Annotated in this window: 15 protein-coding genes, 7 tRNA genes and 1 pseudogene; 15 read left to right on the forward strand and 8 right to left on the reverse strand. The window is 69.8% G+C overall.

The window, feature by feature from the left end; all coding sequences use genetic code 11:
* Positions 1 to 33: 33 nt before the first annotated feature.
* From ABZ471_RS43305 to ABZ471_RS43325, 5 genes are all read right to left on the reverse strand, one after another.
* Positions 34 to 105, reverse strand: a tRNA-Val gene (locus ABZ471_RS43305).
* 54 nt (positions 106 to 159) lie between these two features.
* Positions 160 to 231, reverse strand: a tRNA-Val gene (locus ABZ471_RS43310).
* A gap of 26 nt (positions 232 to 257) precedes the next feature.
* Positions 258 to 329: transfer RNA gene (locus ABZ471_RS43315), tRNA-Val, on the reverse strand.
* Between the two features lies 1 nt (position 330).
* Positions 331 to 404, reverse strand: a tRNA-Cys gene (locus tag ABZ471_RS43320).
* Positions 405 to 442: 38 nt separating this feature from the next.
* A tRNA-Gly gene (locus ABZ471_RS43325) sits at positions 443 to 515 on the reverse strand.
* A gap of 178 nt (positions 516 to 693) precedes the next feature.
* Here ABZ471_RS43325 and ABZ471_RS43330 point away from each other — a divergent pair.
* From ABZ471_RS43330 to ABZ471_RS43340, 3 genes are read left to right on the forward strand one after another with little or no spacing between them, the layout of a single operon-like run.
* Positions 694 to 1782 carry a chorismate-binding protein gene (locus tag ABZ471_RS43330; RefSeq protein WP_359074667.1) on the forward strand — a complete coding sequence of 363 codons (1089 nt, stop codon included), beginning with the start codon at positions 694 to 696 and terminating at the stop codon, positions 1780 to 1782.
* Positions 1779 to 2600: an aminodeoxychorismate lyase gene (locus ABZ471_RS43335; protein WP_359074668.1), complete on the forward strand. Its 822-nt coding sequence runs from the start codon at positions 1779 to 1781 to the stop codon at positions 2598 to 2600. The genes ABZ471_RS43330 and ABZ471_RS43335 overlap by 4 nt, the downstream gene beginning before the upstream one ends.
* Before the next feature lie 55 nt (positions 2601 to 2655).
* Positions 2656 to 3480, forward strand: coding sequence for a GNAT family N-acetyltransferase (locus tag ABZ471_RS43340; RefSeq protein ID WP_359074669.1), 825 nt, complete (start codon positions 2656 to 2658; stop codon positions 3478 to 3480).
* 9 nt (positions 3481 to 3489) lie between these two features.
* Here ABZ471_RS43340 and ABZ471_RS43345 read toward each other — a convergent pair whose 3' ends face one another.
* Positions 3490 to 4011: a DsbA family protein gene (locus ABZ471_RS43345; protein WP_359074670.1), complete on the reverse strand. Its 522-nt coding sequence runs from the start codon at positions 4009 to 4011 to the stop codon at positions 3490 to 3492.
* Between the two features lie 248 nt (positions 4012 to 4259).
* On the opposite strand from ABZ471_RS43345, the gene ABZ471_RS43350 reads away from it, so the two are divergent.
* Complete coding sequence (locus tag ABZ471_RS43350) at positions 4260 to 4703, forward strand: hypothetical protein (RefSeq protein WP_359074671.1); 444 nt, start codon at positions 4260 to 4262, stop codon at positions 4701 to 4703.
* Positions 4704 to 4824: 121 nt separating this feature from the next.
* Positions 4825 to 4977 (forward strand): hypothetical protein, encoded by a 153-nt coding sequence (locus ABZ471_RS43355; RefSeq protein ID WP_165289388.1) that lies wholly within the window; start codon positions 4825 to 4827, stop codon positions 4975 to 4977.
* A gap of 61 nt (positions 4978 to 5038) precedes the next feature.
* On the opposite strand, the gene ABZ471_RS43360 is transcribed toward ABZ471_RS43355, so the two are convergent.
* Together ABZ471_RS43360 and ABZ471_RS43365 are read right to left on the reverse strand one after the other, a co-directional pair.
* The gene (locus ABZ471_RS43360; RefSeq protein ID WP_359074672.1) at positions 5039 to 5599 is read right to left on the reverse strand and encodes a CGNR zinc finger domain-containing protein; all 561 of its coding nucleotides are present in this window, start codon (positions 5597 to 5599) and stop codon (positions 5039 to 5041) included.
* Positions 5600 to 5903: 304 nt separating this feature from the next.
* Positions 5904 to 6317 (reverse strand): SsgA family sporulation/cell division regulator, encoded by a 414-nt coding sequence (locus tag ABZ471_RS43365; RefSeq protein WP_004002642.1) that lies wholly within the window; start codon positions 6315 to 6317, stop codon positions 5904 to 5906.
* Between the two features lie 191 nt (positions 6318 to 6508).
* Here ABZ471_RS43365 and ABZ471_RS43370 point away from each other — a divergent pair, with 191 nt between their 5' ends.
* The 10 genes and pseudogenes from ABZ471_RS43370 (at position 6509) to ABZ471_RS43415 (ending at position 16326) form a co-directional block, all read left to right on the forward strand.
* On the forward strand, positions 6509 to 6961 hold the full coding sequence (locus ABZ471_RS43370; RefSeq protein WP_359074673.1) for a TIGR02611 family protein: 453 nt from the start codon (positions 6509 to 6511) through the stop codon (positions 6959 to 6961).
* Positions 6962 to 7049: 88 nt separating this feature from the next.
* Positions 7050 to 7121: transfer RNA gene (locus ABZ471_RS43375), tRNA-Val, on the forward strand.
* A 785-nt stretch (positions 7122 to 7906) separates the two neighbouring features.
* Positions 7907 to 8886 (forward strand): annotated as a pseudogene (locus ABZ471_RS43380) (alpha/beta hydrolase).
* A gap of 202 nt (positions 8887 to 9088) precedes the next feature.
* Positions 9089 to 10375 carry an extracellular solute-binding protein gene (locus ABZ471_RS43385; protein WP_359074674.1) on the forward strand — a complete coding sequence of 429 codons (1287 nt, stop codon included), beginning with the start codon at positions 9089 to 9091 and terminating at the stop codon, positions 10373 to 10375.
* Between the two features lie 11 nt (positions 10376 to 10386).
* Positions 10387 to 11346 carry a sugar ABC transporter permease gene (locus tag ABZ471_RS43390; protein WP_359074675.1) on the forward strand — a complete coding sequence of 320 codons (960 nt, stop codon included), beginning with the start codon at positions 10387 to 10389 and terminating at the stop codon, positions 11344 to 11346.
* A complete protein-coding gene (locus tag ABZ471_RS43395; RefSeq protein WP_359074676.1) occupies positions 11343 to 12215 on the forward strand; it encodes a carbohydrate ABC transporter permease in 873 nt (290 codons plus the stop codon). Before ABZ471_RS43390 ends, ABZ471_RS43395 begins: the two co-directional genes overlap by 4 nt.
* 10 nt (positions 12216 to 12225) lie before the next feature.
* The gene (locus ABZ471_RS43400; protein ID WP_359074677.1) at positions 12226 to 12816 is read left to right on the forward strand and encodes a hypothetical protein; all 591 of its coding nucleotides are present in this window, start codon (positions 12226 to 12228) and stop codon (positions 12814 to 12816) included.
* Between the two features lie 92 nt (positions 12817 to 12908).
* Entirely contained in the window at positions 12909 to 15647 is a 2739-nt protein-coding gene (locus tag ABZ471_RS43405) for a Tat pathway signal sequence domain protein (RefSeq protein ID WP_359074678.1), read from the forward strand.
* Between the two features lie 121 nt (positions 15648 to 15768).
* Entirely contained in the window at positions 15769 to 16215 is a 447-nt protein-coding gene (locus tag ABZ471_RS43410) for an SRPBCC family protein (protein WP_359074679.1), read from the forward strand.
* A 39-nt stretch (positions 16216 to 16254) separates the two neighbouring features.
* A tRNA-Val gene (locus ABZ471_RS43415) sits at positions 16255 to 16326 on the forward strand.
* Positions 16327 to 16365: the final 39 nt, after the last annotated feature.

Below are 16365 nucleotides of genomic sequence, written 5' to 3' on the forward strand. Positions count from 1 at the left end.
GCCGTACGAGACGGCCGGGGGCTTTCCGGTGTGTGGACGATACTGGGATTGAACCAGTGACCTCTTCCGTGTCAGGGAAGCGCTCTCCCGCTGAGCTAATCGTCCTCGGGACCACGATCACTGTGATGTCACTCCGTGGAGCGGATCATGGGCACTGCGTGCGCGATACTGGGATTGAACCAGTGACCTCTTCCGTGTCAGGGAAGCGCTCTCCCGCTGAGCTAATCGCGCGGGCAAGGATCTTGCAGAAGATCCAGTGGACGATACTGGGATTGAACCAGTGACCTCTTCCGTGTCAGGGAAGCGCTCTCCCGCTGAGCTAATCGTCCTTGGAGGTGGAGACGGGATTTGAACCCGTGTAGACGGCTTTGCAGGCCGTTGCCTCGCCTCTCGGCCACTCCACCAGGAGTGTAGGGGATCGGGAAGACCCCTTCTTCCTTCGAGCGGACGACGAGGCTCGAACTCGCGACCTCAACCTTGGCAAGGTTGCGCTCTACCAACTGAGCTACGTCCGCCTGTCGTTTCGGTCCGCTTCCGCGTCCCGGCGACGTGTTGAACTCTAGCGGATTCCCGGGCCAGTACAAAAACGCGTTTGCGCAGCGTGCTGCGGTACACCCGACGGACGTCGTGGTCAGCACCCCCGGAGGGACATGCCCGGGCCACCTTTCGGCCACCCGCCCTAGACTCGACCACGTGCTCGACCTCCCTTCCCGCCTCCCTCCTCTCGCCCGCTTCGGCGACCGCCTCGCCACCGGTCTCCTCGACGTCACGGACGATCCGGCCGCCCTGGACTCCGCCGGCTTCTGGGCCGTCTGCGCGGACTTCGAGGGCCGGCTGACCTGCGCACGCTTCGCGGACGTACGGGAGGAACCGGTGCCCGCTCCGGTGCCGGGCGGCTGGCACGGACCGGCGGCGGGGGACTGGACCTCTTCCCTCGACCGCGCCGTGTACGAGTCGGGCGTCCGCCGGATCCGCGAGCACATCGCGGCCGGCGATGTCTACCAGGCGAACCTCTGCCGGGTGCTCAGCGGGCCCCTCGCACCGGACGCCGACGTGGACGCCCTGACCGCGCTCCTGGCCCGGGGCAACCCCGCGCCGTACGCGGGCACGATCCGGTTGCCGGAGCACGGCGTGGAGATCGCCACCGCCTCGCCCGAGCTGTTCCTGCGCAGGGACGGCCGTGCCGTCGAGTCCGGCCCCATCAAGGGCACCGGGCGCACCGAGGCGGACCTCCTGGAGAAGGACTACGCCGAGAACGTCATGATCGTGGACCTGGTCCGCAACGACATCGGGCGCGTCTGCGCCACCGGCAGCGTGACCGTCCCCGACCTGTGCGCCGTCGAGAAGCATCCCGGCCTGGTCCATCTGGTCTCCACCGTCCACGGCGAGCTGCGCGACGGCGCCGGCTGGCCGGACCTGCTGGCCGCCGCCTTCCCGCCCGGCTCGGTCACCGGCGCCCCCAAGTCGAGCGCCCTCAGGATCATCGAGGCCCTGGAGACCGCGCCGCGCGGCCCGTACTGCGGCGGCATCGGCTGGGTCGACGCCGACCGGGGCGTCGGCGAGCTGGCCGTGGGCATCCGCACGTTCTGGATCGACCGGCCCTCCCCGGATGAGGCAGTGCTGCGCTTCGGCACCGGCGCCGGCATCACCTGGGGATCCGATCCCGAGGGGGAGTGGCGGGAGACCGAACTGAAGGCGTCCCGGCTGCTCGCGGTAGCGTCGGGGGCGTACGAGGAATACGGGGCGAGCAGCTCGGGAATGGGCGAAGGAGCTCTCACATGAGGATCTGGCTGGACGGCAGGCTGCAGGACATGGAGTCCGCCCGTGTCTCCGTCTTCGACCACGGGCTGACCGTCGGTGACGGCATCTTCGAGACGCTGAAGGCCGTCGACGGGCGGCCCTTCGCGCTCACCCGCCACCTCGACCGGCTGACCCGCTCGGCCTGCGGCCTCGGCCTGCCCGACCCCGACCACGACGAGATCCGCCGCGCCTGCACGGCCGTTCTGGAGGCCAACCCGATGCCGCTGGGCCGGCTGCGCATCACCTACACCGGCGGTCACGGCCCCCTGGGCTCCGACCGCGGCGACCGCGGCCCCACCCTGGTGGTCGCTCTCGGCGAGACCACCCGCCGCCCCGACCGCACCGCCGTGATCACCGTGCCGTGGACCCGCAACGAGCGCAGCGCCCTCGCCGGCCTGAAGACCACCTCGTACGCCGAGAACGTCGTCGCCCTCGCCCGCGCCCACCAACACGGTGCCTCCGAGGCGCTGTTCGGCAACACGGTCGGGCAGCTCTGCGAGGGCACCGGGTCGAACGTCTTCGTCGTCCTGGACGGCCAGATCCACACCCCACCGGTCGCCTCCGGCTGCCTTGCCGGCATCACCAGGGCCCTGGCCGTCGAGTGGACCGGCGCCAAGGAGGCCGACCTGCCGCTGGACGTGCTGGAGAGGGCCGAGGAGGTCTTCCTCACCTCCACCCTGCGGGACGTCCAGGCCGTGCACCGCGTCGACGGCCGGGAACTGCCCGGTGCTCCCGGGCCGGTGACCGCCAAGGCGATGCGGATCTTCGACGAGCGGTCCGGCGAGGACCTGGACCCCTGACGAACGCGGGATAATTCGGCTGACCCGGGGCTCGGGAGCGGGTAGAACACCCGTGATGACGACGACCCTGCGGCCGGCCGAGCCGCTTCAGCAGCACCCCGACGGGACCCGTTCACGCCGCTACCAGGTGTGTGTGAACAGCCGTCCCGTCGGCAAGATCCACCTCGGCACCTCGCCGTCCCTCGGCGCCTCGGTGGCCCGCATCATCAACCTGCGGATAGCCGAGCCGGACCGGCGCCGCGGCCGGGGCACGGTGGCCGCGCTAGCGGCGGAGGAAGTGGCCCGCAGCTGGGGGTGCAGCCGGATCGAGGTCCTGGTCCCCGCCGAGGCGGAGGCCGCACTGAGGCTCGTAGGCGCCCTCGGCTACACGCTGCGCAACCGCGGCATGGAGAAACGTCTCGGGGACACGCCGCCCGAACTGCCGCCGGGCAGCGACGCGCGGCCAATGACCCCGGCCGAGTTCGACGCGTGGCAGGAGTACGAGTCCGAACAGTACGCCCGGGAGTGGATCGAGCAGGGCGTGCCCGAGGCGGATGCGTACGCCAAGTCCCGCCGGGACCACGAGATGCTGCTGCCGCGCGGCCTGGAGAGCGACGGCATGGTCTTCAGCGTTCTGGAACACGAGGGGACACGCGTGGGCACCCTGTGGCTGGCCCTTCAGGAGACCAAGGCGTTCGTCTTCGACGTCGAGGCCGACGCGGCCCACCGCGGCCGCGGGCACGGCCGTACGCTCATGCTGCTGGCCGAGCGCCAGGCGGTCGGCTCCGGCCGGCTAGTCCTCGGGCTCAACGTGTTCGCGGGCAACGCCCCGGCCGAGCGGCTGTACGAGTCACTCGGCTACGAGACGACGCGCAGCGCGTTCATCAAGCCGCTGCTGTAGGGATCGGGGTCAGGCCTCCCCGGCCAGCAGCCGGTCCGCGATCTCCTCGATGCGCTCGCGCAGGCCCTGCTGGCCCTTGCCGCCGTCGAGGCGTTCGCCGCCGATGACGTAGGTCGGCGTGCCGGTCACACCGATCGCCTTGCCCTCGGCCTGGTCGGCGTCGACGATCAGGATGTGCCGGCCGTCGATCAGCGAGGTGTCGAACTCCTCGGCGTCCAGCCCGAGTTCACGGGCCACCTCGACCAGGAAGGGTTCCCCCTTACGGTCCAGTTCCTCGACCCGCCCGAGGACCGCCTCGACGTACGGCCAGCCCTGCCCCTGCTCCAGGGCCTCCTCGGCGGCCTGGGCCGCGGCGAAGGCGTGCTTGTGCTTCTCCAGCGGGAAGTGCCGCAGCCGCAGCTCCAGTCGGTCGCCGTAGCGGGCGCGCAGGGCGCGGACGTCGCCCAGGGCGCCGCGGCAGTCGGGGCACTGGAGTTCGCACCAGACGTCGAGGACGAGGGGTTCGGTGCGTGCGGGGGAGGAGTCGCTCATGCGCACCAGTCTTCCAGGCCGGGCACGGGCCACCCAATCGGGACAGTACGGCACGCCCGGCCGCCGTGCCCGGTGGGGCCGGTGCCGGCGGACCGGTCCCCCAGGAGGAGGCGACCCGGAGATGTCCCTGATCTCGGCCCGGAGCATGGCATCGCACGGACCGGTCGGTGCAGGATGGAAGGGACGAAGTGCACCCTGCCGGTGCCCTGCGTTCCCTGCCGTTCGACCGAGCCCGCCAGGAGGACCGGATGATTGCCGAGACCGTCTGCTCCGCCGTGTCCGCGGCGGGCCTGGGCATCGCGGTGGTCACCGCCTACCGCAAGCGTTTCCTCTCGGCCGCGCGCATCGCGTCGTACTCGCTGGTGCCGGTCGGCCTGGTGATGACCGGGGTCGTCGGCTGGCTCGCCGACACCGCCTTCAGCCCGACGGCCTGGGCGGGCTTCGGCGTGCTGGGCGCGGCCTGGCTGCTCTTCGCGGGCACGCGTGCCGTCGAGCGCCGACGCGGCGGTACCCGGGCCGAGCGCAAGGCCGCCCGGAGCGGCCGGTCCGACGCGGTGGCCCCGGCGGCCTCCGCACCCTCGCTCGATGCGGGTAAGAGCCCCGCATCGCGGCCCGCCGCGGCCCCACGCCCGACCAGCTCCGCCGACGACTTCAGCGACATCGAGGCCATCCTCAAGAAGCACGGCATATGACCTGAAACCGTTCACAAACGGAAGCAAGTCGCTACGGCCGGTACGGAAATCGGTGAGGTACGGCACTCGGAGGGTGTGTTGATCGCCAAGGGGGCACACCCTGGGTCATCATCACCGCGAGATGCTGGACACGAGACAGAGCGAGGCCGCGCCGCCGAAGGACGAGCCGCGCGGGTGCCTCTTCGCCCTATCCCAGCCACCGCTGATGATCTTCCTTGCGGTGATCGGGTGTCTGCTCCTCATGGCTGCGCTGCACGACCTGCTGTTGCTGTGAGCCGTACACGTCAGTCCCGGCGCCACCCGCCGGGGCCGACGTCGCCCCGGCGGTTCGGGGGTCAGCCCGCCGCTTCCTTGCGCCTCGCCCGGTAGGCCGCCACATGCAGCCGGTTCCCGCAGGTGCGGCTGTCGCAGTAGCGGCGCGAGCGGTTGCGGGAGAGGTCCACGAAGGCGCGCCGGCAGTCCGGCGCCTCGCAGCGCCGCAGCCGCTCCTGCTCTCCGGCCACCACGAAGAACGCGAGCGCCATACCGCAGTCCGCGGCGAGGTGGTCGGCGACGGAGGCGCCGGGGGCGAAGTAGTGCACATGCCAGTCGTAGCCGTCGTGGTCCGTGAGGCGCGGGGTGGTCCCGGCCGCGGCGATCAGCTCGTTGATCATCCCGGCGGCGGACCGGGCGTCCGGGGCCGCGAAGATCCCCGCGAACCGGCCCCGGACCTTGCGCACGGCCGACAGGTCGAACTCCGACAGCACCCCGACATCGCTGATTTCGTGGCTTCGCACGAAATCGGTGAGAGCCGCGACATCCGGCAGTCCGTCCGCCGCCGTGTCGTCCTCCGGCACGGTGTTCACCAGATCCACCACGGTGTCGAGGGCACACCGGGTGTCGTGGGTGATCAGCACGTTTCGCTCCCTGGCCTGGGGGGTCGGGCGGGCGCCCGCCGATGCTGGCCGATGGTAGCGACAACCACGCCCACCGCACCGGGTTCGGCTCCACCGATGACTGCCCGGTAGAACGCCTCCGTGTCCTCGGCGGTTCCCGGGACCGTCCTGTGCCCCGACCCTATGCCTCGCCGCGGCCGCAGAACAGGCCGGCGCCGCCCCGCGAACACTCACGGTGACGGCGCTGGTCTGTGCCGTATGCGGTTGTCTTGGCCCGAGCCGTCTCCCCGAGTGGACGGCGCCGGGCGGCTTCGAGAGACGCGACCTAGCTCTCCGCCAGGATGTGCGAGAGCTCCTGATCCAGATCGAAGTGCCGGTGTTCCGTGCCGGGCGGCACGGCGGCGTCGGTTCGCTTCAGGAAGGACTCCAGGGCCCGCGCCGGGGCCTCGAGCAGAGCTTCTCCTTCCGGGGAGCTGAGGGCGATGCACACGACGCCCTGACCATGACTGCGGGATGGCCAGACGCGGACGTCGCCGGTGCCGGTGGGGCGGTGCAGCCCCTCGGCGAGGAGGTCGCGGGCGAACACCCACTCGACGGTCTCCTCGGCTCCGGTGTGGAAGGTGGCGTGCACGGCGTAGGGGTCGGCCGTGTCGTACCGCAGGCCTGCGGGGACAGGCAGGGAGGACTCGCTCGACACAACGAGGCGCAGGTGCAGCTCGCAGCTGACCGTGGTGTTCATAAGCGCCAGGGCCTTTCGCTCAGTGTGCGCTCGGGGATTCGCACGTCGGCGAAATCGACATGCCACCTACGGTGCCGTTGTAAACCCCTCTGAGGGTTTTGCGTGTCTTTACGTAACTCTTCCGGCCGAGAACTCGTACGCGACCTACGACCATTTCAGTGACCGGATTCACTCGGGTAGGGTTTGGCTGCATGAATACGGGGAGTGACGAACCGGGGCAGGTCGCCGTGGCGGCGGAGAAGGCGAAGGCGGGCGAGGAGCAGTCCGAGCGGGGACTCGGCTCCAGGGCGCCGGAATTCATCAAGGCCCGCCGGGCCCTGCACCTGAGCTGGCAGGTCGGCGTCTTCGTGGTCGGCCTCGCGGTCGTCGTGGCCGGCATCATCATGCTTCCGCTGCCCGGCCCGGGCTGGGTGGTGATCTTCGGGGGCATGGCGATCTGGGCGACCGAGTTCGTCTGGGCCCAGCTCGTGCTGCGCTGGACGAAGCGCAAGGTCACCGAGGCGGCCCAGCGGGCCCTCGATCCCAGGGTGCGGCGCCGGAACATCACGCTGACCGTGATCGGCCTGGTGATCGTAGGTGCGCTGGCCGGGTTCTACCTGTGGAAGTTCGGCATCGTGATGCCGTGGAAGATCAAGGACCAGTGATCCGGCACCAGGGGCCGCGCCGCCGCAGGCGGGTCCTGCCCCTGGTCGGAGGCACCCCCTGACATGGGGTAATGTTCTTCCTGCGTCCGGGCGATTAGCTCAGTGGGAGAGCGCTTCGTTCACACCGAAGAGGTCACTGGTTCGAACCCAGTATCGCCCACCCGGACCGACGGCCCGCCTGCGAACAGCAGGTGGGCCGTCGTCGTGTGTAGGCCCCCTCGACACGCCCGGCCGGCGGAGAAACGGCCGGTGCCGACCCCGCTCCGCCCGCATGTTGCCGAACCGGAAAAAGTCATCGTGAGAGTTACGCCGTCCGGTGGATGATCGTTGCTGCGGGGCCACACCCGACGGCACCGCAGGCAGCTCCGCCGGGGCCGACTGAGCCCCGGCATCCGGCTTCACCGGTGGGACCTGGTTGTGGGCCTTCACCCGGCCTCTCCGACCGGACCTGGCTGCGGGCTTTCACCCGGCTTCGTCGGCAAGACCCGGTTGGGCCGGTGCCCGGCTTCGACAGCGGGACTGTGGGCCTTCACCCGGTCCCGTCGGTGGGGCCTGGCCGGGCCCGTGCCCGGCTTCGTCGGCGGGGCCTGGCTGTGGGCCTTCACCCGGCCTCACCAGCGGGACTGTGGGCCTTCACCCGGCCTCACCAGCGGGACTGTGGGCCTTCACCCGGCCTCGCCAGCGGGATCGGGCTGGGCCGTCCCCGGCTTCGCCAGCGGGACTGTGTGCCCTCACCCAGCCTCGTCGGCGGGCCCTGGTCGGGCCGGTGCCCAGCCTTGCCTGCGGACGCAGCTGGGCCCGCAGGCGGCCTCGCCGGATGCGCAGGGCTCTGCCCGCGGGCGTGCCTCGCCAGCGGGATCCGACTCCGCGCGAAGGCCCGACTCCGCGCGAAGGCCCGACTCCGCGCGAAGGCCCGTAGACGCATCCCCGCTTCCAGGAGGACCCATGTCGCAGGTTGCCGAAGCCCTCACTCACCGCCTGGTGCCCTCGCCGGCCGGCCGGGTCCACCTGGTGGAGCAGGGCAGCGGGCTGCTGGTGCTGCTGGTGCACGGGTTTCCGGAGTCCTGGTACGGCTGGCGCCACCAGTTGCCGGAGCTGGCCGCTGCGGGCTGCCGCACGGTGGCCGTCGACGTCCGCGGCTGCGGCCGCTCCTCACGGCCTGAGGCCGTGGAGGCGTACGGGATGCTCGACCTGGTGGCGGACAACGTTGCCGTGGTGGACGCCTTGGGGGACCGGTCCGCCGTGGTCGGCGGGCACGACTGGGGTGCCACCATCGCTGCTGCCTCCGCGCTGACCAGGACCGATGCGTTCCGCGCCGTGGCACTGCTGGGCGTGCCGTACACCCCGCCCGGTGGTCCGCGGCCCAGTGAGGTGTTCGCGCGGATGGGCGGCGAGGAGGAGTTCTACGTGTCCTACTTCCAGCAGCCGGGCCGCGCCGAGGCGGAGATCGAGCCCGATGTGCGCGGCTGGCTCGCGGGCTTCCACGCGGCTCTGTCCGCCGGCACCATGCCCGCACCCGGAGCCCCGGACCCGCACTTCGTCAGCCGCGGCGGGACGCTGCGCGAGCGTTTCCCGGCCGGCCGGCTGCCGGACTGGCTGAGCGAGCGCGACCTCGACGTTCTCGCCGGAGAGTTCGAACGGACCGGCCTGACCGGGGCGCTGAACCGCTACCGGAACATGGACCGGGACTGGACGGACCTGGCCCGCTTCGAGGGCGCCCCCTCACCCAGCCGTCGCTGTTCGTCGGCGGCGCCCTCGATGCGTCCCTCGGGTGGCTGGTCGACGCGATCGAGGCGTTTCCGGCCACTCTGCCGGGCCTCGTCGGCTCGCACGTCCTCGACGGCTGCGGCCACTTCGTCCAGCAGGAACGCCCCGCGGAAACCAACCGGCTCCTGATCGACCGGCTCGCGTCCCTGTCCGCCTGACGCAGACCCCTCTCACCTGCGCAATCAGCCGGCCCGCCCGCCGTCGTACCCCTCCCGGACGCCCTGGATCCGGGGCGCCGCCGCGAAGAAATTCCTGTCCGAATCATTGACGCACCCCTGGGCCCTCCGTAACTTGTGCCAGCAAGCGCTTACTTGAAACGATTCATGACGGCGGCAACGACGCTGCGGGGAGGGCCCGACTGTGGGAACCAGCAGGAATCTTGAGAGGCGTACGATCCTGAAGGCGGCCGGGGCCTCGGCGGCCGCGCTCGGACTCGCCGCGACGACCGGGTGCGGCGGCGACAGCGGTTCCGGGAACGGGACGGTGACGATCCGTTACTCGTGGTGGGGTGCCGAGGAGCGGGCCAAGAAGATCAACCAGACCGTCGCGCTCTTCGAGAAGAAGTACCCGAAGATCAAGGTCAAGACCGACTTCCAGACGTACCTGTCGTTCTGGGAGAAGTTCCAGACGCAGGCGGCCGGCGGAAATCCCCCGGACGTTTTCCAGAACGCCGTCGGATTTCTTCGGAAGTACGACAAGCGAGGAATTCTGCTCGACCTCAAGTCCCAGGTGCAGGCAGGCAATCTGAGCCTCGATCACTTCCGCGAGGGTGTCACGAAGGTCGGCGAGGTCGACGGCAAACAGCTCGGAATTCCCGTCGGTTCCAACACCATGGCACTCGTCATCGACAAGAAGGTCTTCCAGAAGGCGGGCGTCGAGCCGCAGCAGGGCTGGACCTGGGACGAGTACTTCAAGGCCCTGAAGACCATTCACGACAGGACGAAGGTCGCCGGGGACACCGGCTACTTCGCCATCATGTATCTGTACGACCTCTACCTCCGCCAGAACGGCAAGGCCTTCTTCACCGAAGGCGGACTCGGTTTCGACAAGGCCGATCTGACGGAGTGGTGGACGGACGGCTACAACCGCGTGAAGGCCGGCATCGTCACCGACCCGAAGGTCGTCCAGCAGGACATGCCCAAGTCCTCCCTCTCCGCAGGGCACGGCGCCTCGGAGTTCACCTGGGACAACTTCACCGTCCGGTACTCGGCGGAGGGCGACAGCAGCTACGGCCTCGCCCCGATTCCCACCACCGACGGCAAGAACACGGGCCAGTACCTGGCCTCCCTGATGCTCAGTGCCTCCGCGCGCACCTCGCACCCCAAGGAGGTCGCCCAGTTCATCGACTTCATGACCCACGACCCCGAGGTCGGCAGGATCATGGGGTACGACCGCGGCATTCTCGCGAGCACCGAGCAGTACGAGGCGTTCAAGCCGACGGACACGGTGAGCAAGGAGATCGCGCAGTACGAGGAGGACACCGCCAAGTCCGGCGTCCTCGGCACGATCACCCCGCATCCCTCCGGAGCCGACACCGTCGAGGCCGCCTTCCTGCGCCTCGGCGGCGACCTCGGCCAGGGCAAGACCAAGGTCACGGACGCGGTGAAGCAGTTCTTCACCGAGGCCGAGGCCGGCTTCCAGGCCTGATGGGACGTGCCGTGACGCTCGTCAAGGACTCCGTGCCCGCCACCCGCAAGGCACGCCCGGCCGCCCGCGTCACCGCGGGACGGCCGGGCCGCCGCCGGGAGAACCTCGCCGGCTACCTCTTCATGTCCCCGTGGATCGCGGGCTTCCTCCTGCTGACCGCGGGCCCGATGGTGGCCTCGCTGTACTTCGCGTTCACCGACTACAACCTCTTCAACACCCCGAAGTGGATCGGGTTCGACAACTTCACCAAGATGTTCGACGACCCGCGCTGGCAGAAGTCGGTGGAGGTGACCGCCAAGTACGTCGTCATCGGCACCCCGCTGAAGCTGCTGCTCGCCCTCGGCGTCGCCCTCCTCCTGGCGCAGAGCCGCCGCGGCCAGGCCTTCTACCGGGCCGCCTTCTACGCCCCCTCGCTGATCGGCGCGAGCGTCTCGGTCGGTTTCGTGTGGCGTTCGCTCTTCTCCGACGACGCGATCGTGGACCGCACGCAGACCTTCCTCGGCTTCCACGTCGGCGGCTGGGTCGGCAACGCGGACTGGGTGCTGTACTGCCTGGTGGCGCTCACCGTCTGGCAGTTCGGCGCGCCGATGGTCATCTTCCTGGCCGGGCTCAAGCAGGTGCCCAGGGAGCTGTACGAGGCCGCCGAGATGGACGGCGCGGGACCGCTGCGGAAGTTCTGGAACATCACCCTGCCGATGATCTCCCCGGTGCTCTTCTTCAACGTGCTCCTGGAGACCATCCACTCGTTCCAGATCTTCGGCTCCGCCTACGTCGTCTCCAACACCTACTGCGGACCCGCCGACGGCACGCTCGTCTACACCTGCTACCTGTACCAGCAGGGCTTCAAGAACGCCCAGATGGGCTTCGCCTCCGCGATGGCCTGGATGCTGCTGCTCGCCGTGGCCCTGGTGACGGCCGTCCTCTTCTGGTCCCAGAAGAAGTGGGTGCACTACGAGGAGGGCGCCCGATGAGCGCGATCACCACGAAGGCCACGGGCGTGGGCCGCAGGCGCACCGGTTCCCTCGCCTGGCATCTCGGCGCCCTGCTGATCCTCGCCGTGATCCTCTACCCGGTCGTCTGGGTCGTCGGCGCCTCGTTCAAGCCCAGCAAGGACATCATCAACAGCCTCACCCTGTTTCCGTCCCACCCGATCCTCGGCAACTTCAAGGGCCTCGCCGACGGCATCGCGGACGTCTCCGTCCGGACCTTCTTCCAGAACTCCCTCTTCTACGCACTCGGTGCCGTCGTCGGCGTCCTGATCTCCTGCTCGCTGACCGCGTACGCCTTCGCACGCATCAGGTTCGCCGGGCGCAACCTGCTGTTCTCCCTCATGATCGGCACGCTCCTGCTGCCGTACCACGTGCTGCTGATCCCGCAGTACGTCATGTTCCAGAAGCTGGGCTGGATCAACAGCTACGCCCCGCTGCTGGTCGGCAAGTACCTCGCCACCGAGGCCTTCTTCGTCTTCCTCATGGTGCAGTTCATGCGCAACCTGCCCCGCGAGCTGGACGAGGCCGCCCGGCTCGACGGCTGCGGCCACCTGCGTATCTACTGGTCGATCGTGCTGCCGCTGTGCCGGCCCGCGCTGATCACCAGCGCGATCTTCACCTTCATCAACGCCTGGAACGACTTCATGGGCCCGCTGATCTACCTCAACGAGCCCGGCAAGTACACGGTCTCGCTCGGCCTGATGATGTTCCGCGACTCCGACGGCGTGGCCGCCAACTACGGCGGCATGATCGCCATGTCCCTGGTCGCGCTGCTCCCGGTGCTGCTGTTCTTCCTCGCCTTCCAGCGGTACCTGATCGACGGCATGGCGACCTCCGGACTGAAGGGCTGAGGCAGGGACCATGGCTCAAGCGCGTGTGAAGCCACGCAGGGAGTCCGTGTTCATCGAGCGGTTCGGGGTCTTCGCCGAATGCCTGCTCACCGGTGTGTGGATCGCGGTGGCCTCGCTCGGAGTGGTCACCGCTCCGGCTGCCTTCGCCGCCGGCGCCCGGCATCTGCGCCGTCGTACGGCTCATGAGGGCGGCGGCCTGCGGGAGTTCGTCGTCGACTTCCGGGCCGCTCTGCGCGGTGGCTGGGCGGTCGGCGTCGCAGGGTGGGCCGCGGTGGTGCTGGCCCGGGTGGACGTCCAGGCCGTGCGCGCCGGGCTGCCCGGCGGGCCGCTCGTCGGTGCCGTGGGCCTGTTCGCGCTGCTGGGCCTCGCCGTGGCCGGGCTGCGCGCGGCAGCGGTCTGGACCCCGGGGAGCCGTTGGCGCGCTCTGCTCGCCGACGCCGGCCGACGCACCGTCCGCGACCCCGCCGGATCCTTCCTGCTCGTCGGCGGAGCGGTCCTGACCTGCTGTTCCGCCCTTCTCATCGCACCGCTGGCGGTCCCCGTGCTCGGCGCCGTCGCGGCGGCGGCCGTCGCCGTGGAGGAGCGGTACCGGCACCGCTGATCCGGCGGTGCCCCGATCAGGGTCGGCGCCCTGGGCGCCGCACCCTTTCTCTGTCATGCCCCTGACTAGCACGCGCATGGAAAGGAACGGCCATGTCCCCCATTCCCCGCAGGTCCCTCCTGAAGGCGGCCGCCGTCGCCGGAGCCGCCGCCCAGTTCAGCTGGGCCCTGGGGGCCAAGGACGCCGAGGCGGCACCCGGAGCCGCGGCCGACGGCGCCGACCCGGTGACCCTGGACTGGCTGGAGGACGGCGGCCTTGGCGCCGCGCCCGGCTCCACGGTCGGCGTGCCCTGGCCGATGGGCGCCTACCCGGAGGACCAGACCTTCGCGCTCACGGACGCCGACGGCAAGGACGTCCCCGTACAGACCTGGCCGCTCGCCTACTGGCCCGACGGCTCCCTCAAGTGGACCGCGCACGCGGTCGGTTCGGGCTCCGGAAAGCTCACGCTCACGGCCGGCACCCCCAAGGCCCCCGACAAGAAGGTGACCGTCGACAAGAGCGGCGGCACCATCGACGTCTCCACCGGCGTCATCACCGCGAAGATCGGCAAGAACGGCTCGACCCTCATCAAGTCGGTCACCCGGGGCTCGACCGAGATCGCCAGGAACGGGCGGCTGGTGCTCGTCCGGCAGCCCGAGGTCGAGGACGAGGACCAGGGCGCGGTCAGGACCGAGCGCTTCGACGGTGCGATCGACGAGGTGACCGTCGAACAGGACGGCCCGGTCCGTGCGGTGGTCCGCGTCGACGGCAAGCACCGCAAGGGCAACCGCAGTTGGCTGCCGTTCTCGATCCGGCTGTACTTCTACGCCGGCTCCGATTCCTTCCGCATGGTCCACACCATCACCTACGACGGCACCCTGGAGCCCGGCAAGGCGAGCGGCGACTTCGTCCGCGGGCTCGGCGTACGGTTCACCGTCCCCATGCGGGACGCGGCCTACGACCGGCACATCCGCATCGGCGGCGAGGGCACCGGCCTGCTGCGGGAGGCCGTCCAGGGCATCACCGGGCTGCGCCGCGACCCCGGCGCCGCCGTCCAGGCCGCCCAGTACGCGGGCAAGAAGCTGCCCGACCCGGCCACCTGGGACCAGCGGGTCACCACCCGGCTGCAGTACATCCCGCACTGGGGCGACTACACCCTCTCTCAACTCTCCGCCGACGGCTTCACCCTGCGCAAGCGCACCAAGAAGGGCCACGGCTGGATCACCGCCGGCGGCGGCCGGCGGGCCTCCGGCTTCGGTTACGTCGGCGGCGCGAGCGGCGGACTCTCCTTCGGCCTCAGGGACTTCTGGGAGAAGTTCCCCGCCCAGCTCGACATCCGTGACGCCCACACCGACGCGGCCGAGGTCACCCTCTGGCTCTGGTCGCCCGAGGCACAACCCATGGACCTGCGCTTCTACCACGACGGCATGGGTCAGGACACCTACGCCGAACAACTCGAAGGCCTCAACATCACCTACGAGGACTACGAACCGGAGTTCGGCACGCCGTACGGCATCGCCCGCACCTCCGAACTCCTCTTCTGGGCCAACGAGTCGACACCCGCGGCCGAGACACTCGCCGATCAGGTGACGGCCGTCCGCACGCTGCCGCAGCTCGCCGCCCCGCCCCAGCAGCTCATCAAGGCCAAGGTCTTCGGCCCCGGCCTCTACTCCGAGCCGGACCGCTCCACCGCCGCCAAGGCGAAGATCGAGGACCACCTCGACTTCCTCTTCACCTACTACAAGGATCAGGTGGAGATGCGCCGTTGGTACGGCTTCTGGGACTACGGCGACATCATGCACACCTACGACTCGGCCCGGCACGTGTGGCGGTACGACATCGGCGGCTACGCCTGGGACAACTCCGAACTGTCGCCCGACCTGTGGCTCTGGTACGCGTACCTCAGAAGCGGCCGCTCCGACATCTTCCGCTTCGCCGAGGCGATGACCCGGCACACCGGTGAGGTCGACGTCTACCACCTCGGCCAGTGGGCGGGCCTCGGCACCCGCCACGGTGTGCAGCACTTCGCCGACAGCGCCAAGCAGCAGCGCATCGCCAACACCACCTACCGGCGCTTCTACTACTTCCTCACCGCGGACGAACGCGTCGGCGACCTCATGCACGCCAACGTCGACTCCGACGAGACCTTCCTCGTCCTCGACCCGCTGCGCAAGGTCCGCACCGACCCCTACACCCCCGACCCGCACGCCCTGTCGATCGGCTTCGGCACCGACTGGAGCGGCCTGGTGTCGGCGTGGCTGACGGAGTGGGAGCGCAAGGGCCCGAAGTGGGAGAAGGCCAAGGCGCGCGTCCTGTCCACCATGGAGACCATCGCCGCCCAGCCCAACGGCTTCGTCCAGGGCAGCGGCCTGTACGACATCGACACCGGCAGGTTCGCTGTCGCCGACAAGCCGGCGGTTTCCGTCTCGCACCTCTCGGCGGTCTTCGGGCTCAACGAGCTGTGCGCGGAGCTGATCCACCTGGTCGACCTGCCGAAGTTCAAGGAGGCCTACCTCGACTACTGCCGCTACTTCAACGCCACCAAGACCGAACAGGCGGCCCGCTACGGCAGCAACTTCGGCACCCTGCTGCTCTTCCAGGGCCACTCGCGCCTCGACGCCTACGCCGCCGTACAGACCGGTGACGCGGCGCTGGCCAAGCGCGCATGGACCAAGTTCTACGGCTCCGACGGCTACACCGAGTCCTCGCCGTGGAAGACCGAGAAGCTGACCGGGCCGGCCACCCTGGTCGAGGGGAGCGAGGCGAGCTGGGTGTCGACCAACGACACCGCGCTGTACGGCCTCGCCGCCATCGAGAACCTGGCTCTGCTCGGCGACAAGATGCCCAGCTGACGGAGGGGGGAGCGCCGTCGCACGGGCGGCGGCGCTCGTTTCCCGAGTGTGGTCCGTGTCACTGTGCGGCACATGAGTACACGTACTCAGATCGACGTGCCCACCAGGGCAGACTCTCCCCATGGACTGGTCCAGCTACCGCTTTCGCAGCCTGTGGTCCCTGCCCGTTCCGCCGGCCGCCGTGTACGCGGTACTGGAGCGGCCCGAGGACTATCCCCGCTGGTGGCCGCAGGTACGGGAGGTGACCCGGAGCGACGACGGCACCGGCGTCATCACCATCCGCTCCGTGCTGCCGTACACCATGTCCTTCACCGCCCGCGAGACACGCCACGACCCGGCTGCCGGCATCCTGGAGATCGCCGTGTCCGGTGACATCGAGGGCTGGGCCCGCTGGACGGTCACGGCCGACGGCGCGGGCACGCTGGCCCGCTACGACCAGGTCGTGACGGTCACCAAGCCGCTGCTCAGACGGCTTGCCGTGCCGGGGCGGCCGGTCTTCCGGGTCAACCACCGACTGATGATGCGGGCCGGGCGGCGCGGACTGCTGCGCCACCTCGAAGCGGTTTGAAGTAACACCGCACGGACCTGTATGGTTCAGTGCGTTCCCGGGCGATTAGCTCAGTGGGAGAGCGCTTCGTTCACACCGAAGAGGTCACTGGTTCGAACCCAGTATCGCCCACCGGGAAAGAGCCGGTCCGCATCAGCGGACCGGCTTTTT

This window comes from Streptomyces sp. NPDC005728 (assembly GCF_040630895.1).
In the GTDB taxonomy this organism is placed as follows: domain Bacteria; phylum Actinomycetota; class Actinomycetes; order Streptomycetales; family Streptomycetaceae; genus Streptomyces.